The organism is Coleofasciculus sp. G1-WW12-02 (genome assembly GCF_040219735.1).
GTDB lineage: Bacteria > Cyanobacteriota > Cyanobacteriia > Cyanobacteriales > Coleofasciculaceae > Coleofasciculus.
On sequence record NZ_JAVJRX010000178.1, the window covers coordinates 1 to 19381 of the forward strand.

Here is a 19381-nt window from a genome sequence, read left to right on the forward strand (position 1 = left end):
AGAAGAGGGGTTCTAGATATTAAGTGATATTCTAGTTGACTTCGGGTAGGACATAATCGTGTAAGACCTAATTAGGGGTAACTCGAAAGGGCTGTGATTAGCTCAAGAATCCCCCGTCTTTCAAGCGGGGGAGTGTCAAAAATGCTTATTTCAGTGCCATTCCGCTTAAGTTTGAAACCAATCAAACAGGATAACCACAGGATTTGGCGTCCTTAGCGCCGTAGCGTTTCCTGTGCTATATCCCCCAAGTTAAATAAGAATGGCACACTACTCTTGGAATCACCACCCATGACCAACACTTTCGGCATTTGCGCCCCACCTTGTTTCCAGGCTTCGATGGCTTCTTTTTGCAGAACCAGTGGTCCGCCTTGCTCTCTCAGGGTTTCCGCCAACAGTCGTTGGGCTTCGGCTCTACCCTTGGCGCGATTAATGTCCGCTTGGGCTTGTTGTTCGGCTTCCCGGGCAACGTAAACAGCACGTTGCGCCCGTTGTTCAGCGATTTGTTTTTCCTCAACCGCCTTGGAGAACTCTGGGGAGAAGTTTAGGTCAACCACGCTGGTATCTAGGACGATGATGCCATACTTTTCCAACCGTTCATTCAAAGCATTATCAAAGTCCTGCTTCAGTTCAGTCCGTTTGGTGATTGCTTCTTCTACCGTTCGCCTCGCCGCTGCAACTTTGAATGATTCCTGAGTTTGAGGGGCGATAATTTTCGAGACGATATTCTGCAATGTGCCTTGTGTGCGTCGGATTGTAACCACCTGTGTCGGATCAAGGCGGAAGTTAATCGCAAAGCTAGCTGATAGATCCTGAAGATCCTTGGTGGAACTCTGAGCAGGAACTTCAAATTTTTGCACGGTTACATCATATACGTCCACCACTGAGATTAAAGGCGGCTTGATGTGGATACCTTCTAGTAAGGCTCCATCTCTGGCTTTACCCAAGATGCTGATGACCCCGGCTTGACCTGGGTTGATGATCACAAAGGAGCTAAAGCTAAGGAGAATCAAGGCTGCTGCAATAATCCCTCCCACTAAAGCTTGCCAATTCTGTGAATTCTGATACTTCAACGTTTACTCTCCTTACTTCATAGCCATTGGCGACTCTTTCCAGCCTACCAATGTTCAGACCCAGTTGTGTTGATTAGGGGAAAATGGGGAAGCATGTTCCAGATGTTCTAGGGCGCGTCTGCTGTAGGGGCGGGTTTTACAGATAACATTTTGGCACTGTCTGGAAACTTCACTCGCACCCGCCCAAATCGGGAAGCGGAGGAGCGGAGGAGCCGGGAAAGCCTTTTTTAGACGTAAGGCGTGGAACTATGGCGAGCAGAGGGAATAAGGGAGATGGGGGAGTAGCATCCTAACTAGGGAAGCGAAATATCATTTTTGCCCAAATATATCTAAATCTATCTCAATAAACCATAAAATGATTCATAATATTTATGAATTTGCTGGATCAATTAATTCTGAATAATGCTATGAAGGTAGATAGAGATACGTCCATGGTAGCATGTCAGGGAAAGCACATAATATTCACGCTAACTATGGTGTTGGGTTACTCTTCGAGAAGCCTTGCCTAGGTATCTCAACCCAACCGACAAAGCTAACATGTACCCTATGTATATCGGTGAAAAATGTGAGGGAGTGCTATGAAAAACAGTACCATTAGATTCATTATCTTTGTTCTTTTCGCGTCTTGTGTAGTCATCGCGCCTCAAGTTCAATCAAGTAATACCCATTCGGTTAACTGGGGATATAGTGGGGATGCATCACCTAAAAATTGGGGAAACTTAAGTCCGAAATTTGAAACCTGTAAACTTGGCAAAGAGCAGTCTCCGATTAATCTGAACGATAAGTCAGCCTCTAGCGCTAAATCCCTTGAATTTACCTATAAAAATACACCCTTTAAAGTTATTAATAATGGTCATGCCATTGAAGTTGACTACAAGGCTGGAAGTTATATAGAAATTGAAGGTAAGCGGTATGAACTTCTCCAGTTTCATTTCCATTCTCCCAGCGAACACAGGGTTAAGGGTGAAGCCTATCCCATGGAAGCCCACCTGGTTCACAAAAGTCAGGATGGACAATTGGCGGTTGTTGGAGTTTTCCTAAAAGAAGGTCAATACAATCCATTTATTGAAACCTTATGGGCGAATATACTAACCCATAAAGGAGAACGAATCGTCCGGGGTGTGACGATTAATGCTAGTGCGTTACCGCCACAAGACAAGTCTTATTATCATTACACAGGTTCATTAACTACCCCACCTTGTACAGAAGGCGTCGAGTGGTATGTTTTGAAACAGCCAATTGAGATATCATCCCAGCAGCTAGCTAAATTTAAGTCAGTTTATAGCGGTAATGCTCGACCTGTCCAACCTCTGAATCAACGAGTTATTGAAACCAAAGAGTTTTAAGTTGGTAGGGGCGGGTTTTGGGATTTTAGGCTTGGCTATTGATAACCTTTGTGCAAAACCAGCCCGGATGTAGAGATGTTCCATGCAACGTCTCTACATTCCCATATTCCTCATTTCCATCTGTTTCCTGTTCCCCAATCTTAGACGGATACAGGAGTTTTCAGGAGAGTGACAAAGTTCGATAGAATTTGTAAGCCTGCTGTGGACGATTTTTCGGGATGAAACTGAACTGCCATCATATTACCCCGCGCGATCGCAGCCGTGACCTGTTGTGATCCGTGTGTTACTGTAGCGGCGCGAATTGTCGGATCAACAGGGTCAACGTAGTAGGAATGGACAAAATAAACTTGTGGGTTCTCAGATAGCTGCATCCACAAGGGACAATCTGGTTGAGTGAACTCCAAATGGTTCCACCCCATGTGCGGAATGCGGATATCCGGTTCTGGCTGAAATCGCCGCACTTTCCCAGGGATAATCCCTAATCCGGGTTCCTTTCCTTCTTCTGAACTCTCAAACAGAATTTGCAACCCTAGACATATACCCAGGAACGGTTTACCGCTAGCAATCACCCGTTTAATCGGTTCATCAAGTCCGCGCGATCGCAAATGCTGTACGGCTGGGTCAAATGAACCCACTCCCGGTAGTACCACCGCATCCGCCTGTTCAATCTCAGCCGCGATATCTGTCACCTTGGTTGTTGCACCCGCATTCTCCAACCCTTTACAAGCCGAGTGCAGGTTACCCATATCGTAATCGACCACCGCAATGATTGGCATGAACCGATTCCTCGTTATTTTTATGGTTCAATCTATATTTTAATGAGTTCGGTGCTAATCGATAATGTCAACCACTATCCTTTTGACATCCTTTCAAACCTGGTTACCTCATCACAAATCCAATGCGTCCGATGATTTACTGCTGAAAATCCAACAAGAGAGTAACCCGTTTCAGGAACAAGCCATATCCTTGACGTATCTGAGACAACTACCCGTTGACGTATTTCCAGCCAGTGATTTAGCGATCGCGGAAATTGAACACCTGCAACCGGATGTGGTAATCTGTTGCGGCATGGCTGAATCCCGTTCCCGATTAACCGTAGAAGCTGGGGCAACGCCTCGATACCTTATTACTCAAGTCTATTGGTTGGTTTATTATATAGTTCTTCAGGAAATCTTCAGCTTTAAAGGGTTGTCCTATTATCTTTCCGCCTTCCTTGGCAATAAGACAAACATCGAGACTCACTTCCTCAACACCTCTGTAGACTTAGAGGAACTATTACAGGGATTAACCGAAACTGAGATTAGTTACAACGCGGGTAAATTTGTCTGTGAAGGACTCTATTATCAAGTATTAAGCTATTTGCGCGATTATTCCCCGACAACTGGTTGTATCTTTGTCCACGTTCCCCTACTAACGCCCGAAAACCTATCCACAATTCTGACAGACTTTCGCCTAATTATTTCCAGAATAGCAGTTTGGGCAATAATTCAACGCCAAAATCAAATAAGAGAGACAACGACTGCTGCTTAGAGACAAAGACAACATAGATTCCTTCTCGTTTCAATAGAGGGCGATCCGATCAAAAGGAAAAACTGACTAATTTTGTTAACTCGCCCTCATCTTCAATTAACCGTGATTTTTCGATAATCATTTATAATCATCCCCTGTAGGGGCGAGTCGCCGGACTAGCGTTAAAGGGAAAACCGATTAATTTTGTTGACTCGCCCTCATCTTGAGTTAATACAAAATCCGGGTTGACTACCCCCTTATCCAGTCCGCGCAGGCGAAGTTTTTTGTGTAGCAGCGATTTTAATCGCCAGGGCAAAAAGGGCTTACTGTCTGTGAGATTGATCCCCAGGTGGGCGACTTTGGCGAAAACTGATAATTAACAAGCAGATAATCCCTAGATTAATAAAAACATCAGCAAAATTAAACACTGGAAAAGGAGCGAGTCGAATATGCCGAAAATCGACTAATACAGGAAACTTGACGATCGGAAACTCCAGAAAATCAACCACACAGGTTAACTGTTTTCCATTAACGATACAATCATTAAAAAATCGATCAATTCCATTGCCTAATGCACCCCCTAAAATAAACCCGTAGCCTAACTGCTCAATAGGTTTCAGCCGGGAACCAAACCATGCCAACCCCATTAAACCCAGACTCACTGCCAGTGATAGCCAGCGCAGCCAAACTCCGCCCTTACTAAACAGACTAAATGCTGCCCCGGTATTCGTCACATACGTTAAGTGAAAAATATCAGGAATCAGAGGCAAACTTTCGTATAATGCAAAATTTTGTACCACTAAATATTTAGTCAGTTGATCCAAAATTAAACTAACAGCGGCAATTATCCAGAAGTAACGATTTTTTCTAAAAGGCATAGTCAATTGATTGACATCGAATATTACCACTGTGACATCCTCCTACACTAAATGCTTGGCATTATAGTGTAGGTACGATTCAATGAGTTGATACAACCGCTTCTAAACCCAACAGATTCATCAACCGTTCAATGTCAAAATGTTCTGTCATAAGCTGTTGGACGCATTGTGCTTTTATGGATTCGCGCAGGCGTACTTGACCAAAAGCGCGATCGATAATTTCCACAGTGGTGAGGGTATCGAGATCCACCGATAAAATGGGGATTTCCAATTCTTCAGCACGGTTGACAATCAACGGTTGGGGTGGTATATGTCCCGTTAAAATCAGACAGTGGGTTGAGGTTTCCAGTGCTGCCATTTGGATATCCGTGCGATCGCCTCCGGTGACGACTGCCATGTGCTTGCCTTTGCGGAAGTATTTTAGGGCAGAGTTGACATTCATCGCGCCAATGGTCAAACTTTGAACCAATAAATCTATCCGATCCGGACGGCAAAGTACTTGAGCATCGAGTTGATGAATCAATTCTCGCACCGTAACGCTGCGGAGCAAATCATTTTGGGGTAACATCCCCAATACAGGAATACCTTGTGCCTCTAGAAAGGGTTGGACAGTGGATTGAACGATTTCCAGTTGATCAGCCGGAATCGCATTAATCACAATTCCCCGTAAGCGATCGCCAAGTTGGTGTTTGGCAGATAGCAGCGTTTCCACCAGTAACACCGAATGAAAACGGCTGACTAATACAATTGAAGCCTCTATTTCCTGAGCAATGTCCAGTAACGAGAGGTCAAATAGATTGCCTTCAAAAAGCGTACTCGGTCCTTCGAGTACCATTAAATCGCCAATCGGAGGCTGGAGATAGGACTTCAGCGATTGACGGTAATTGGTAGAATCCTCACCGCGTAAGCGTTTTTGTATTGTCTGATCATCGAGGCAAAGTAAAGGCGATCGCACCTGCTTTTCTGGTAGATCTAGGATAGACGGAATAAACTGCACATCATCGCCTTCCCGATCCAGTTTATTCACATACTCAGTACAGGCTAAGAGCTTACCATAACCAATATCCAGTCCTTTACTTTTGAGCTGATGGGCGATGCCCAGAATAATGGCAGACTTGCCACTATACGCTTCAGTTGATCCGATTAGTAGATAATTCACGGATTTTGTCACCCCTAATTTCACTCCTCCGTTCAAAATGTCACTTGAGTTTACTCGTCACGTAGTAGTTTTCGATAAAATGTCTGGGAAAAATCGGTCAAGCGAGTGCGCTTGAAATTCAAAATGACTTCGATTAAGTAATTAATAAATTCAGAATTTGCCAAAGTTACCTCATAACTGAGTTCCGCATTCCCATCAAACTGTAATCGGCAGCGGGTGAGTTCCGAAGGTAGCTTGGAGACAAACCAGGTTGCCACAAAGGGAATGCTCTCACCGCCTTCAATACGGCGACTCCCTTCTAAGGAACCCTGTTGATACAGACTAAACGCCAGGGGGAGGGCATTGCGTTTAGCGCCTTGATAGTAAGGCATGTAGACACCGTAGGCGCTTTTCTCGGCAGGCTGAAGTTTCTCGATTGACATAGCTGACTAACGTCTTGTTCCGGTATGGAGAATGTCATGCACTCTCGTTAGAGGTTAATAAATTATAGAAAACCGATGCGGTTAAACTAGATAGATCTCTCCATTAATTGTTTACTCTACCTCGATCTTAGGCGTTTTTGGTTCCTGTATGCTACTTTCTAATGAAGCATTTATACTAAAACCGCGATTAGCCATGAGTGAGACAATCTTTAGCAAGATTATCCGTCGGGAAATCCCGGCTGACATTGTTTATGAGGATGATCTAGTCCTAGCTTTCAAGGATATTACGCCCAAAGCCCCCGTTCATATTCTGCTCATTCCCAAAAAACCGATTCCCCAGCTAGCGGCGGCTGAGTCCCAAGATCACGCCCTTATGGGACATCTGCTGTTAACCGCCAAGCGAGTGGCTGAACAAGTAGGTTTGAATCAAGGGTATCGGGTGGTGATCAACAACGGTGCTGATGGCGGTCAAACCGTGGATCATCTACATTTACACATTTTAGGCGGACGCCAGATGGACTGGCCCCCCGGTTAAAAGTTGGGGTGTGGGGGGTGGAGGTGCGGAGGTGCGGAGGTGCGGAGGGGTGCAGGAAGATAATTTCTTAAAGATTCTTTAAATAACGTGGCAAAATAGAACATTAGCTCGACTGGACAGTGATTTGGGTATTGGTATCATCCGTGATACAAGGAATAAAGACCGTTAGTCTTCGTGTAGGGGCGACCCGCTTGCACTAATTAACAACTCCAGTCCACTAAATAGACTCGGGTCGCCCTCTCCTCAACTACGACACAACAGACGATCAAGCCCACAGCTTCACCTACACCAACACCTAATTCAGTTGTCTCGCCCACATCATTACCTTCACCCACAGCGAATCCTGATGTCTCTCCAAAGCAAGCACCATCAGACTCAACAACACCCTCTATTGAGACAAAACCGACGATCAAGCCTACAGCTTCACCCACGCCAACACCTGATCCAGTTGTCTCGCCTACACCATCACCGTCACCCGCAGCGAATCCTGATGTCTCTCCAAAGCAAGCACCATCAGACTTAACAACACCCTCTATTGATTGGGGCTCTATTGATTGGGGTGCAGTAGGTGCTATAGCTACTATTTTAACTCTTATATTTACAGTCTTGGCATTCATATTTGCACCAAAAGTAACTCATTTTTGGGATGAGAGAAACAGACGTAAACGGCAAGATGCAGCCAATAAGGAAGCGGAACTAAAGCAAGCAGAAGCTGAGGCTCACCAAAAACAGGCTATAGAAGACTACCGCCAAAACCTGATTTATAGACTCGGCAATCTACAGATTTTTAAGATGTCCAGTCCTTTGGATCTGGAGAATATTTATGTAAAACTGCAAGTGCGGCAAGAACAACCACTGTCCTCTACCCAAGAAGAAGAAAAAGCCTCGTTAGCTGAGGGTGAGCCAGGGGAACTGTTGCGACAATTTCAACAGCGTTTAGCAGAAAAAGCGGCAACGGCAATTTCCCCAGAAGCAGCATTAACCAAACACAAACGGATAACGGTACTGGGTGAGCCTGGTGCAGGTAAAACTACGATCCTGCGACACCTAGCTGTGCGAATGGCTAAAGATGAGCCAAGCTTACCCTATTTGCCAATTTATGTTGAACTGAAATTTTTAGAAGGTAATACGGGAAATGTTCTAGAGTTTGTTGCTGCTGACTTGGCGAAACGCTACGGCTTTCAAAATGCCCGTCCCTATCTTGAAAAACAGCTAAAAGACGGTAATGCTGCATTGCTGTTAGACGGATTAGACGAAGTATTGGGTGGTAAAAGTTCTGCTGAGGCGAAAAATGCTTACAATCAGGCGGTTGGTAAAGTAAATCAATTAGCCACACAATTTCCTAATGCTCCGATCGCAGTTACCTGTCGTCGGGCTGGCTGGCGCGGTGGTTTAACTGGGTTCCAGACAATGGAAGTGCTGGAATTTGATGAACCTGATATTAAGGAATTTGCCAACAACTGGTTCAAATCAGATCCTTCCAAGGCGGAAGGATTATGGCAAGAATTAGATAAAAACTTGCGGATGAAGACGTTGGCAGGAAATCCGTTAATTCTCTCACTAATGGCGATTGTCTATGGGCGAGAATTGAAATTACCTGAGCGTCGCTCTGAATTGTACCAGCACTGCGTTGAAGTATTGCTCGAAGAATGGGATGCCGAACCTAATCGAGATGTTAATCGATTGATGCAGTTTACACCAACACAAATGCAGAATCTGTTGATAGAGGTGGCGTGGTATTTCCATCAGCAAGGGACAAGCTATTTCCGCGAAGCTGAACTATTGCGGCAACTTCCTCGCTTTCTTTCTAATGCTCAAATCAATATCTCACCAGAAGAGAACAAAGCAATCCTGGAGGAAATTACAGATTCATCGAGTTTGCTGAAAGAAGCCGCCTATGAATTGTATAGCTTTCTGCATTTGACGTTTCAAGAATATTTTGCCGCACTAGCCGCTAATAAAAAAGGTGCAGTTGGATGGCAAGAGGTTGTTAAGCATCGACATGAACCTTGGTGGGAAGAGGTAATCCTGCTATTAGCTGAATGTATGGACGATGCGACACCGCTACTGTTAGGTATCTTGGGACGTTCGCTACCTCCATTGTCACCTGGAAACATCAACCAGTTAATACCGGAAGGGGAACCGCTAGCTGTCAATGATGACCTTTTTGATAGTGATTTGCTCTTGGCAGCACGTTGTCTGGTTGGTAAACCCAATCTGATGCAGGGGTTACGCGATCGCATTATTACCGAAGTGAAAGATCTGCTTAGTAATTCACCCTATGCCCTGAATTGGGAACGGGCAGCTAAAGTTTTGGTGGAGATTGGCGACCCAACCCTAATTGATGAGCTACTGGAGATGCTGGTTATCGTAGGCAAGAATGAGCTAGAACGGCGAAGGATGAATGTTGCCTTAATGGAAAAGCAATTTATCATTGCCTCGGCTTGTGGAAAATATGGTGACCAGAATGTAGCTAATAAATTGCTGAAACTTTTTCAGAGGAAGGTAGAACTGGATGGACAGGTATGTGGACGTATCTTATATGCGCTAGCTGAGTTAAAAGCGACAAATGCTAGCGATTATCTACTCAAGATATTTAGACAAGAAAATGACGAATGGATATTAATTAGGCTACAGATTGCTAGGGCGTTGATCGAGCTAGGCAAAACCTCTGTAACTTCTGAGCTGCTGAATATGCGGACTGACCCAAAATGCTATAACAGAGAAGAAATTGAAATTTTTGAGTTGCTGGGCAGTTCAGGTGATCAATGTATCGCTCCAAAACTACTGGATTTGATTCTAGCAGACAATACAAGCCCTGGAGTAAAGCCAGCCATTTCTAGCGCGTTAAGAGATTTAAAGAATGCATCTTTGGTGAATTCCATTTTGCAACATATTCAGGATGAATCCATTGATTGGCAGATTCGGTGGTTATTGACAGAATCTCTGGAAGGTTTACAAGAAATTGCGATAGATTCACTAAGACAAATCCAAAAAGACCACAACATTGATGAGCGTGTTCGAGTGGGCATATCCACAACTTTGGGAATTTGGGAAAAACAAGAGAGCATCACCTATCTAGTTCAGGCAATAGAAAGGCAAGTTGTGCCTCCTAACTGGTGTTTAGGAGACTCTATTTGGCTTGGATATGTTTGGCAACGAATAACTCGCACTCTCAAAAGCTTGGGAGATAACTCTGTAGTGCCAACGCTGGTGCAAGCATTGGAACAAAGTCAGGCAAGCTGGGATCATAGAGTAGCGCCGGAATCAGGGCGCAAGTTTATCGTTGACTACGCTAATAGAATTTTCACTACGACAGAAAAGTATAATTTATCTATTTGTGAGGCAAAAGGTATTATCTGGGCTGCCTCAGAGTACCAGTCTGATACAATTGCTCAACAAATACTATCAATATTGTGTCAATCCCATTGGCTGGTATTTCAAAATGAAATTTTGAACAACTTGCCCACATTTATTACCAAGTTGTTAGTACCTGAACTACGGGAGCTATTACCCGAAATCCACAACAATAATCGAAACTTCAATTGGAAACGTTGTATAGTTAGAGCAATTGGCGAAGTAGCTGATGATCGTGAAACAGTGACCGAATTACAAAGAACCTATTTATCGCTTACTAGCAACCAAGAAATGGATTTGAAACCTGAAATTTACTCTGCCCTTTATTCCGTTAGTCATAGAGCCAGAGTTCGAGTTAGTGGTGACGAACAAATATAGCGGTTCTCCAGTGTTTAAGGTACACCTAAATGTAGGGGCGCAAGGCTTGCGCCCGATTTAACCGTAAAATCTATTCCACCAAAGTCTTTAACGGTGAGTGGTGCGTTACGCTTCACTCTCCTCACCCTACAGATTTACCTGAAGCGCTGTCAAGCTAAGCTTTAAGATAGTTACCACATCGGCTTCGGGTTGGAATCAGCCAATTCCAGTACCATAGCCTAATATAAATGTCACTGACTGGTATGCTGGTGGGCAATGCCCACCCTACGGTATATCAATGGTGGAGGCGCTCCCAAAATGCACGCTTTTCAGTGCTATTCAACCTAATATGGGCTTACTGTGTAATAAACCACCCTTGGATTATGCGCCTTAGCTTAGAACCTTTTACTGTTCACAAGCGATTTCCCTTAACCATTAGTCGCGGTACAACCTCCCAAAGCACCAATATCTGGGTGCGGCTAGAACATCAGGGGATAGAGGGTTGGGGCGAAGCCTCTCCCTTTGCGATCGCGACTCCATCCCATCCCTTAAATAAAACTCCCCAAACCACTCAGATCCTGTTAACTGCACTTGAGTTACTTATACCCATACTAGAGGCATATACACCCTGGGAACGACAGAAAATCGAACGAGTGTTAGCAGAAACTGATGCACCATCAGCGGCTAGGGCGGCGATTGATATTGCATTACATGATTGGTTAGGAAAACAGTTAGGTGTTCCCTTATGGAAATTATGGGGATGTAATCGTCACCGGATTGTGCCAATTTCCGCCACGGTAGGAATTGGTACACCTGAAGCCGCACAAGAACGAGTGCGAGATTGGATACCGATCACTGGGGGTAATGTGCTTAAAATTAAACTCGGTTCTCCCGACGGAATTGAAGCCGATCGCGAAATGCTATTAGCCATCCGAGACGTCGCCCCCCAAGCCCAGCTAACCGTTGATGCGAATGGCGGTTGGAGTTTAGACGACGCTGTAAAAATTTGCGACTGGTTAGCCCAACAGGGTGTTAAATACGTCGAACAACCCCTTAGAGCCGGACAAGAGGCGGATTTACCTCATTTGTATTCGCGATCGCCTCTACCTATTTTCGTTGATGAAAGCTGCTTTACCAGTGAAGATATTCCTCCCCTGGCTGATTGCATTCATGGGATTAATATCAAACTAATGAAATCCGGTGGATTAACGGAAGCATTGCGGATGGTACATACTGCCAAAGCCTTTGGGTTACAGGTGATGTATGGCTGCTATTCCGATAGTACCCTCGCCAATACCGCCGCTTCTCACCTATCATCTTTCGCCGATTATCTGGATTTAGATAGCCATTTGAACTTAGTTGACGATCCCTTTACCGGGGCGACGCTTCAAGATGGACGATTGATACCAAATAACTTATCAGGATTGGGAGTAAAACGCCATGTATCTGACGAGTGATCAGCGCGTCGCTATTTTATTACATGAAGGGATTCGCGGCGATCAGGGGAAAACCGGATTAACGCTGCTACGATATACAGAAGCAACTGTGGTGGCAGTGATTGATAAGGATTGTGCTGGAGAATCTTTATCTGAATTAACTGGAATTAACTGTAATGCGCCGATTGTGGATTCAGTGAGTTCCGCCCTCGCCTACAATCCCACGATTTTAGCGATTGGAATTGCCCCACCGGGGGGACGATTGCCAGAGGTTTGGTGGCAAGAAGTTAAGCAGGGAATCGCGGCGGGACTTTCCGTTTATAACGGTTTGCATACGCCAATGGCATCTGATCCAGAATTACAGGAATTACTCAAACCCAATCAACAAATTTGGGATATTCGCCAGGAACCAAGGGGTTTGGGGATTGGCAAAGCCCAAGCGCGATCGCTGTCTTGTCAACGGATTTTAACCGTGGGTACGGATATGAGTGTGGGGAAAATGTCTACCAGTATTGAGTTCCATCGCGCCGCTTGTCGAAAGGGAATTAAGTCCAAGTTTTTAGCAACCGGTCAAGCGGGGTTAATGATTGCTGGGGATGGCATTCCTTTAGATGCAATTCGGGTCGATTTTGCGGCGGGTGCGGTTGAACAAATAGTGATGAAATTTGGTAATGGTTATGACTTGTTAATGATAGAAGGGCAGGGTTCACTGATTCATCCCGGTTCTACGGCAACCTTACCCCTAATTCGAGGTACACAACCCACAGGTTTAATATTAGTTCATCGCGCTGGACAACGACATATTCGCCATTGCCCGGATGTGCTGATTCCACCGTTACCAGAGGTTATTCGACTGTATGAAACCGTGGCTAGGGCGGGAGGGGCATTTGCACCAGTGTCAGTGGTGGCAATAGCCTTGAATACCGGGCATTTGAGAGATGGGGAAGCACGAGACGCGATCGCGCAGGTTCAGGATGAGACAGGTTTACCTTGTACCGATGTGGTGCGGTTTGGGGCTAATTTGTTGGTTGATGCTGTCATGGGAAAAATATAATCAATTCCCACTTTGCAGACTCGATTATAAAGGGGGTAGTAAACCAGAATTTGGTATTCTCTATGAGCCGAGCATCTGTAGAGACGTTACAGGCAACGTCTCTACATTCAATTACTGGCAAGAGAACAGAGGTATTTCTGATGAATCTCAACTTCTTGTTCCAAAAATTCACTAAATTTTGCGTTGCTTTTCGTGAATTGAATCTGATTTTCACCTTCACAGTAAGAGTAAATCGGTGGGTCATCCCCTTCAGAAACGAGAAAAAAACTAAACTGATATCCCTGGTGCATGAAGAAAATAAAAGCATCATTTGGCAGGGGTTTAGGAAAGTTATTTTCCTCTAATAACTCTATAGCCCATTCTCTCAAATAGGGGAGATGCTTAAAAAAGCAGTCAGAGCCGCGCAAGAATTGACCCGCACCATGCCCCATCTCCAGGATAAATTCTTGATAGGCTTTTGGTAGAGAAATTCCTAACTCCTGTTCAAGTTTATTGATTTCGGAAGCTGTACACCCAACTAACTCATCTGGCTGTACCAGTCCTAGTTGTTGTAGCTGTTGTTTAACTGTATCTAAATACACATCTATATCCTCGATTCAATCTTGCATCAATAATATCTTTTAAGTTTAATCGCTGCATCCCAGGTTTTTGAGAATAGGGGGAGAAATGGGACTCATTATGCGTCTTATACTATCTCCCCCCATCCTCTCCATAATCAGCAATCAAACGGTATTGACATCGTTGATGTTCAGGACAATGTTTGGAAACCGCTGACGAAATTGCTTAATGACGTAGCTACAGGATACACAAGGCGGTCTTTCCGTGACTAGATTGACAGTACCTTGAATCTCTGGAGTTTGGGCATATCGAGAAGCCAATTCCTCAAGAAGTTTATACTCACTATCATAAGCTCGTGAATGTCCAGGAGGAGATTCAAAGGTTTTAAATAAAGGCTGCTGAGGTAAGCTAATAGTTCCGGGGCGAATTGCCTGACCACTGACGGCTATGAGTTCACCACTGTCATTTCCAATCTGAAACTCAGCAATAGCAATATTTCGGCGCTGTCCTATCCCCAACTCATGCCGAAGCTGAGCAATGCGAATACACCAGCTTTCTGGGTTATTGTTTACCATATTAAGTTAATTGAATATATAGTTTAAAATAATAGTCTACTTAATACTATAGCGGTTTTTAATATGTTTTGCATTCTTAGAGCAGCAGAGGAGCTAAGAGAGAATTTTCAGCTAGAAGCTGGAAACCCGATGAAATAATGAGACTAAATAGAAAAGTTTTTGCTCAATTTGGTGTAGGGGCAATTCATGAATCGCCCCTAAAACGTCAGCGATTAGTAATCGAAATCGCCCATACCAGCACCAGCGCCAGCACCAGCACCTTCCTTGGGTTCAGGCTTGTCAACTACGATACATTCAGTAGTCAATACCATCCCCGCGATAGAGGCTGCATTTTGCAGGGCGGAACGAGTCACCTTGGCGGGATCAACGATACCGGCTTCAAACATATCAACGAACTCATTCGTCGCCGCGTTGTAGCCAACATTAAAGTCTTTCTCTTTCACCCGCTCAGCGATAACCGCACCATTTTGACCCGCATTCTCAGCAATCCGCTTCAGGGGCGCGGCTAGCGCACGAGAAACAATCATTGCCCCAATCAAACCTTCACCGGTCAGGTTTTCATTTGCCCAAGATTCCAGGGTAGGAGTCAGATGAGCCAGAGTCGTACCACCACCGGGAACAATCCCTTCTTCTACCGCCGCCTTGGTCGCGTTAATCGCGTCTTCTAAGCGCAGCTTGCGGTCTTTCATTTCAGTTTCCGTCGCCGCCCCGACTTTTACCACCGCAACGCCACCGGACAGCTTCGCCAAACGCTCTTGCAGTTTCTCCTTGTCGTAGGAAGAATCCGATTCTTCAATCTGACGACGGATTTGTTCACAACGGGCTTTAACCGCCGCTTCGTTGCCTTCAGCCACAATTGTGGTATTGTCTTTGGTGATGTTGATGCGACGCGCTTTACCCAGCATATCTAGCTTGGTGTTTTCCAGCTTCAGACCCGCGTCTTCGGTGATCACTTGACCACCTGTCAATACCGCGATATCTTCCAGCATAGCCTTACGGCGATCGCCAAAACCAGGAGCTTTAACCGCAGCGACGTTGAGCACACCGCGCAGACGGTTGACCACCAGAGTCGCCAGGGCTTCTTTTTCAATGTCTTCAGCCAAAATTAGCAGAGGACGACTCGAACGAGCAACTTGCTCTAGCACAGGTACTATATCCTGAACCAGGGTAATTTTCTTATCGGTAATCAGGATGAAGGGTTCTTCCAGAATCGCTTCCATCCGCTCCATATCGGTGGCGAAGTAGGGCGAGATGTAGCCCTTGTCAAAGCGCATCCCTTCGGTGATTTCTAATTCAGTGGTCATAGACTTCCCTTCTTCGAGGGAAATCACGCCTTCTTTGCCCACCTTATCCATTGCTTGGGCAATCATCGAGCCAACTTCTTCGTCGTTACCGGCAGAGATGGAACCGACTTGAGCAATGGCTTTAGAATCTTCAACAGGACGGGCATTTTCGGCAATCTTGTCCACCAAGAAAGCAATGGCTTTGTCAATCCCCCGCTTCAAGGCGATGGCATTCGCACCAGCCGCAACATTCCGCAATCCTTCTTTGACCATGGCATGAGCCAGGACAGTAGCGGTTGTAGTACCGTCACCCGCCGCATCATTAGTCTTAGACGCAGCTTGACGAATCAGGGCGACACCCGTGTTTTCTACGTGGTCTTCCAATTCGATTTCTTTAGCAATGGTCACTCCGTCATTGACAATTTGAGGAGCGCCAAATTTTTTCTCCAGAACCACGTTGCGACCTTTTGGACCGAGGGTAACGGCAACGGCTTCTGCCAGAATATCCATACCCTTTTCCAGGGCGCGACGAGCATTTTCGTTGTAAATGATGCGCTTAGCCATAGATTTCAGTGATGTTGAGTCTGAGAATTGAACGGTGAATTATTAGAAATTGGGATGAGTTCATCATTCAGGAGAATTGCCAGATCCCTGGCTTGGTGTACTCCTGAACGTTTAGGGAGCATGACTAGGAAACGACGGCGAGGATGTCTTTTTCTGAAAGTAGAACATACTCCTCGTTGCCTAGTTTGATATCAGTACCGGCATACTTAGAGTAGAGAACTTTGTCGCCAATTTTGACTTCCAGTTCCGAGCGAGAGCCATCATCGTTGCGCTTGCCAGGACCTGTCGCGACAATTTCCCCGATTTGAGGCTTCTCTTTCGCGTTGTCGGGTAACAAGATGCCACCTGCAGTTTTCTCTTCAGCGGCACTGACCTTGACAAAAACGCGATCGCCTAATGGCTTGACTGTAGAAACACTCAGAGATACGGCTGCCATTGAATTCCCTCCTAATTTGCGTGGTTTAGTCTCACTTCGCACTTTCTGCTGTTGAGTGATTAGCACTCTCTGCTTCTGAGTGCTAATTTACTCAACTAAGGCATCAAACTGCAATCAATGTCCGGGTACGGGTTCCCGAACTAAAGGATGGGTGGTGAAGTAGGGGTGTTGGGTGAGGGGTAGGGCGAGTTTGGCAAAAAAGTTAGGTAAAACAATTAGTGTTTGTCCCTAAACCCGCCCCGGAAAGACGAATAATGGCACGTCTGGAACACTTAAAACTCAAGACCTGTAGTGACGCGCTACCCTACAGGATAATGGGAATTTTTAGGGGGTAAGACAGATGAATACAGCATCAGACAAAACACTGTTGGCAAAAAATGTACATAGCCTAGGACTCAATCAAATTCAACGCCATATTTTGCTGTGCGCTGACCAGACTAAACCGAAGTGCTGCTCTAAACAAGCGGGTCTTGATTCCTGGGACTACTTAAAAACCCGTCTGAAACAGCTCAAGCTGGATCAACCCACTCAGGAGCGACAAAGCTGCGTCTTTCGTACCAAAGCCAACTGTCTGCGCGTCTGTGCTAGCGGTCCAATTCTGGTGGTTTACCCTGATGGCGTTTGGTATCGTAACGCGACGCCAGAGGTCATCGAACGCATTATCCAAGAGCATCTTATTGGAAACAAGATTGTCGAAGACTATGCTTTTTTAATTCATCCTCTTCCAGAAACCGATCAATCTCCTATCTCCGAACCAGCAGGAGTTAAAAGAGCCGACAGTCAATTCAAACCGCAGATAACTCCCGAAAAAGTCGCCCGTGTAGATCAACCCAAAAGCCCTTGGACCCAGATTTTCCAGCGCTTCTGGAGGAGCTAAGTAGGTGGGAAAAATTAAACTTAACGGCTTTTCTCACCCTGACTACTGGAGAGCCTTTAGTTTCCTGGTTCAGTAGACTAACATAGGACGTAAACTACCCGCCGACTAACCGAATCGAGCGGTCTAGCGGGGGTCTCCACGGGGGGAGAAAATGAAAGAAAACGTTATCAGAACTAACAAGCAACTGCTGCTGATTGACGATGACCCTAATTTAATTTTGCTCGTTAAGGACTACCTAGAGTTTCGCGGGTACAAAGTGATCACGGCGGAAAATGGTCGAGAGGCGCTGGATGTTTTAGAGCAAGATATTCCAGACATGATCATTTGTGATGTGATGATGCCAGAGATGGATGGCTATGCTCTGGTTGAGTATGTTCGGCAAGATCCGCGCATGAACTGGGTTCCCGTGCTATTTCTCTCTGCCAAAGGACAAAGCCATGATCGGGTAAAGGGACTCAACACCGGCGCCGATGTTTACATGGTCAAACCATTTGAGCCAGAAGAATTGGTCGCTCAAGTTGAATCTTCTCTGAGACAGGCTAGCCGCTTAACGACTCGCTCCCCGACACCTGCAGGAGAGCCGCCATCTAACATTAAAGTTCCCGCCCATGTGGAATTGACACCAACTGAACTGAAGGTTGTACAGTTTGTGGCACGGGGATTGGCAAATCGGGAAATTGCTAAGGAGCTTAATGTGAGTCAGCGCACGATTGAAAGCCATGTTTCTAATATGCTAAGCAAAACTGGATTGCATAACCGTACCGAATTAGCTCGTTGGGCAATTGAAAGTTGTCAGGCTTAGGGGTCATTGTCTCATGTCATTCGTCATTCGCCAAAAACTTCCATACCTGAGTCAGGGCGGGTTGAGTCTCATCTAGGTGAGGTAATAAACGATAATAGTGAAACCCGCCCCGACACAAGCGCCATGCCCGACTAGCAAGGGCGTTGGGTCAAAATTCAAAACTCAAAACTATTCCCTGTTCCATCTTGTGATTCATAGTTCGTTACAATTGAGAGGACACGACGCACTATGCATCAAGGACGAAGGACAAAGGACAAATGACCGATGGCTGAACTTCCTCAAACCTTAGACGAAGCGATCGCTCAAGCTCGCGAAGCGACACAAGCTGCTCTCAATGATGGATATACTCGCCTGCAAGTCGAGTTAGTTTTTCCAGAGATTGCCTTGCAAGCCCAGTCCCTTGCATGGCAATTTACCCCTATCTTTGAACAGTATGGTTCGGGGCTAAAGGTTCTCTTTCCTGATACTGGGGCTGCTGCACTCGCCCGTCGAGACTGGGGAGAAACACCGTTTAAAGTGACAGACATTGGCACAAGTCGCTCCCCTGTCGAAAGTAGAATTCAGCCAGAGGATGAGGCGTTTTTGATTGTTGCTCCCTCGGCGGTGGAAGTGACTCAAGTGGAAAAAATCTGCAATTTGGCTGGCGATCGCCCCTGCGTTTTACTCATTCCCCAGCTTGAAGATCTCAAAGTGGTTGGTATTGGCTACGCCGCACGTCAACTCCGTGAACGGTTTCTCAGCACCCTAACCTCTTGTTACTACGTCCAACCTCTTGATGGGGCGGCTCTTTTGCGGGTTTATCCGGGAATGTGGCAAATCTTGCTGGAGGGGGAAAATGCCTATCAGCTTATTGCTGAAGAACCGCAAAAACCTGTAGGAGATGCCTTAGAATTGATTATTGCCAAAGCAACGGGTAGCACTGACTCAGAAGAAGTGTCTGCGCCCAAAAAAACAGGGTTTCTCTCTACACTACAGAGCTTTTTAGATGCATTGAGTCGTTAATCAAAAATCTAAACACTAAACTTCAAAACCACACGATAGACAGCGTCTTTTTCCAAAAAAAATGTTGAAAAAGCGTCATTTATGATATGATTCTACACTTAAATATGTCAATGCGATAATTGAAATTGAATAGAAAATTCCGATAGAGGGTGCAAAAACCA

General features: G+C 45.5%; 19 protein-coding genes. 9 read left to right on the plus strand and 10 right to left on the minus strand.

The features are described from left to right. Positions 1 to 212: 212 nt before the first annotated feature. Positions 213 to 1070 carry a prohibitin family protein gene (locus tag RID09_RS27590; protein WP_446339114.1) on the minus strand — a complete coding sequence of 286 codons (858 nt, stop codon included), beginning with the start codon at positions 1068 to 1070 and terminating at the stop codon, positions 213 to 215. A gap of 578 nt (positions 1071 to 1648) precedes the next feature. On the opposite strand from RID09_RS27590, the gene RID09_RS27595 reads away from it, so the two are divergent. Further along, positions 1649 to 2416: a carbonic anhydrase gene (locus tag RID09_RS27595; RefSeq protein ID WP_446339115.1), complete on the plus strand. Its 768-nt coding sequence runs from the start codon at positions 1649 to 1651 to the stop codon at positions 2414 to 2416. 140 nt (positions 2417 to 2556) lie between these two features. On the opposite strand, the gene hisH is transcribed toward RID09_RS27595, so the two are convergent. Then, positions 2557 to 3192, minus strand: a complete 636-nt coding sequence (gene hisH, locus RID09_RS27600; protein ID WP_446339116.1) for an imidazole glycerol phosphate synthase subunit HisH — start codon at positions 3190 to 3192, stop codon at positions 2557 to 2559. A gap of 64 nt (positions 3193 to 3256) precedes the next feature. On the opposite strand from hisH, the gene RID09_RS27605 reads away from it, so the two are divergent. Next, on the plus strand, positions 3257 to 3946 hold the full coding sequence (locus RID09_RS27605) for a peptidase C15 (RefSeq protein WP_446339117.1): 690 nt from the start codon (positions 3257 to 3259) through the stop codon (positions 3944 to 3946). Between the two features lie 302 nt (positions 3947 to 4248). On the opposite strand, the gene lspA is transcribed toward RID09_RS27605, so the two are convergent. The 3 genes from lspA to ebsA all read right to left on the minus strand — a co-directional run bounded on the left by lspA (position 4249) and on the right by ebsA (position 6384). Then, positions 4249 to 4803, minus strand: a complete 555-nt coding sequence (gene lspA, locus RID09_RS27610) for a signal peptidase II (RefSeq protein ID WP_446339118.1) — start codon at positions 4801 to 4803, stop codon at positions 4249 to 4251. Between the two features lie 79 nt (positions 4804 to 4882). Next, the gene (locus RID09_RS27615; protein WP_446339119.1) at positions 4883 to 5974 is read right to left on the minus strand and encodes a phosphotransacetylase family protein; all 1092 of its coding nucleotides are present in this window, start codon (positions 5972 to 5974) and stop codon (positions 4883 to 4885) included. Between the two features lie 38 nt (positions 5975 to 6012). Continuing rightward, on the minus strand, positions 6013 to 6384 hold the full coding sequence (gene ebsA, locus RID09_RS27620; protein WP_446339120.1) for a type IV pilus biogenesis protein EbsA: 372 nt from the start codon (positions 6382 to 6384) through the stop codon (positions 6013 to 6015). A gap of 193 nt (positions 6385 to 6577) precedes the next feature. Here ebsA and RID09_RS27625 point away from each other — a divergent pair, with 193 nt between their 5' ends. After that, positions 6578 to 6919, plus strand: a complete 342-nt coding sequence (locus RID09_RS27625; RefSeq protein ID WP_446339121.1) for a histidine triad nucleotide-binding protein — start codon at positions 6578 to 6580, stop codon at positions 6917 to 6919. Positions 6920 to 7119: 200 nt separating this feature from the next. On the opposite strand, the gene RID09_RS27630 is transcribed toward RID09_RS27625, so the two are convergent. Then, positions 7120 to 7536 (minus strand): hypothetical protein, encoded by a 417-nt coding sequence (locus RID09_RS27630; protein ID WP_446339122.1) that lies wholly within the window; start codon positions 7534 to 7536, stop codon positions 7120 to 7122. Between RID09_RS27630 and RID09_RS27635 the strand changes: the two genes are divergently transcribed. The 3 genes from RID09_RS27635 (at position 7526) to RID09_RS27645 (ending at position 13123) form a co-directional block, all read left to right on the plus strand. Next, positions 7526 to 10654, plus strand: coding sequence for an NACHT domain-containing protein (locus RID09_RS27635; RefSeq protein ID WP_446339123.1), 3129 nt, complete (start codon positions 7526 to 7528; stop codon positions 10652 to 10654). The genes RID09_RS27630 and RID09_RS27635 overlap by 11 nt on opposite strands. 362 nt (positions 10655 to 11016) lie before the next feature. Further along, positions 11017 to 12090, plus strand: a complete 1074-nt coding sequence (locus RID09_RS27640) for a dipeptide epimerase (RefSeq protein WP_446339124.1) — start codon at positions 11017 to 11019, stop codon at positions 12088 to 12090. Beyond that, positions 12074 to 13123 carry a DUF1611 domain-containing protein gene (locus tag RID09_RS27645; RefSeq protein WP_446339125.1) on the plus strand — a complete coding sequence of 350 codons (1050 nt, stop codon included), beginning with the start codon at positions 12074 to 12076 and terminating at the stop codon, positions 13121 to 13123. Before RID09_RS27640 ends, RID09_RS27645 begins: the two co-directional genes overlap by 17 nt. A gap of 107 nt (positions 13124 to 13230) precedes the next feature. On the opposite strand, the gene RID09_RS27650 is transcribed toward RID09_RS27645, so the two are convergent. From RID09_RS27650 to groES, 4 genes are all read right to left on the minus strand, one after another. Beyond that, positions 13231 to 13704: an SMI1/KNR4 family protein gene (locus tag RID09_RS27650; RefSeq protein WP_446339126.1), complete on the minus strand. Its 474-nt coding sequence runs from the start codon at positions 13702 to 13704 to the stop codon at positions 13231 to 13233. A 141-nt stretch (positions 13705 to 13845) separates the two neighbouring features. Then, positions 13846 to 14256, minus strand: a complete 411-nt coding sequence (locus RID09_RS27655) for a deaminase domain-containing protein (RefSeq protein WP_446339127.1) — start codon at positions 14254 to 14256, stop codon at positions 13846 to 13848. 212 nt (positions 14257 to 14468) lie between these two features. Next, positions 14469 to 16103 carry a chaperonin GroEL gene (groL, locus tag RID09_RS27660; RefSeq protein ID WP_446339128.1) on the minus strand — a complete coding sequence of 545 codons (1635 nt, stop codon included), beginning with the start codon at positions 16101 to 16103 and terminating at the stop codon, positions 14469 to 14471. Between the two features lie 124 nt (positions 16104 to 16227). Continuing rightward, a complete protein-coding gene (gene groES, locus RID09_RS27665; protein WP_446339129.1) occupies positions 16228 to 16539 on the minus strand; it encodes a co-chaperone GroES in 312 nt (103 codons plus the stop codon). Between the two features lie 340 nt (positions 16540 to 16879). Between groES and RID09_RS27670 the strand changes: the two genes are divergently transcribed. From RID09_RS27670 to RID09_RS27680, 3 genes are all read left to right on the plus strand, one after another. Further along, positions 16880 to 17416: a (2Fe-2S) ferredoxin domain-containing protein gene (locus tag RID09_RS27670; RefSeq protein ID WP_446339130.1), complete on the plus strand. Its 537-nt coding sequence runs from the start codon at positions 16880 to 16882 to the stop codon at positions 17414 to 17416. 151 nt (positions 17417 to 17567) lie between these two features. Beyond that, positions 17568 to 18218, plus strand: coding sequence for a response regulator transcription factor (locus RID09_RS27675; protein ID WP_446339131.1), 651 nt, complete (start codon positions 17568 to 17570; stop codon positions 18216 to 18218). Between the two features lie 264 nt (positions 18219 to 18482). Next, positions 18483 to 19220: a DUF1995 family protein gene (locus tag RID09_RS27680; RefSeq protein WP_446339132.1), complete on the plus strand. Its 738-nt coding sequence runs from the start codon at positions 18483 to 18485 to the stop codon at positions 19218 to 19220. The last annotated feature ends 161 nt before the right edge of the window (positions 19221 to 19381 follow it).

Coding starts and splice junctions, on each gene's coding strand:
- RID09_RS27595 (WP_446339115.1), top strand. CDS start 1,649: ATGAAAAACAGTACCATTAGATTCATTATCTTTGTTCTTTTCGCGTCT.
- hisH (WP_446339116.1), bottom strand. CDS start 3,192: ATGCCAATCATTGCGGTGGTCGATTACGATATGGGTAACCTGCACTCG.
- RID09_RS27605 (WP_446339117.1), top strand. CDS start 3,257: ATGTCAACCACTATCCTTTTGACATCCTTTCAAACCTGGTTACCTCAT.
- lspA (WP_446339118.1), bottom strand. CDS start 4,803: ATGCCTTTTAGAAAAAATCGTTACTTCTGGATAATTGCCGCTGTTAGT.
- ebsA (WP_446339120.1), bottom strand. CDS start 6,384: ATGTCAATCGAGAAACTTCAGCCTGCCGAGAAAAGCGCCTACGGTGTC.
- RID09_RS27625 (WP_446339121.1), top strand. CDS start 6,578: ATGAGTGAGACAATCTTTAGCAAGATTATCCGTCGGGAAATCCCGGCT.
- RID09_RS27630 (WP_446339122.1), bottom strand. CDS start 7,536: ATGAATGCCAAGACTGTAAATATAAGAGTTAAAATAGTAGCTATAGCA.
- RID09_RS27640 (WP_446339124.1), top strand. CDS start 11,017: ATGCGCCTTAGCTTAGAACCTTTTACTGTTCACAAGCGATTTCCCTTA.
- RID09_RS27645 (WP_446339125.1), top strand. CDS start 12,074: ATGTATCTGACGAGTGATCAGCGCGTCGCTATTTTATTACATGAAGGG.
- RID09_RS27655 (WP_446339127.1), bottom strand. CDS start 14,256: ATGGTAAACAATAACCCAGAAAGCTGGTGTATTCGCATTGCTCAGCTT.
- groL (WP_446339128.1), bottom strand. CDS start 16,103: ATGGCTAAGCGCATCATTTACAACGAAAATGCTCGTCGCGCCCTGGAA.
- groES (WP_446339129.1), bottom strand. CDS start 16,539: ATGGCAGCCGTATCTCTGAGTGTTTCTACAGTCAAGCCATTAGGCGAT.
- RID09_RS27670 (WP_446339130.1), top strand. CDS start 16,880: ATGAATACAGCATCAGACAAAACACTGTTGGCAAAAAATGTACATAGC.
- RID09_RS27675 (WP_446339131.1), top strand. CDS start 17,568: ATGAAAGAAAACGTTATCAGAACTAACAAGCAACTGCTGCTGATTGAC.
- RID09_RS27680 (WP_446339132.1), top strand. CDS start 18,483: ATGGCTGAACTTCCTCAAACCTTAGACGAAGCGATCGCTCAAGCTCGC.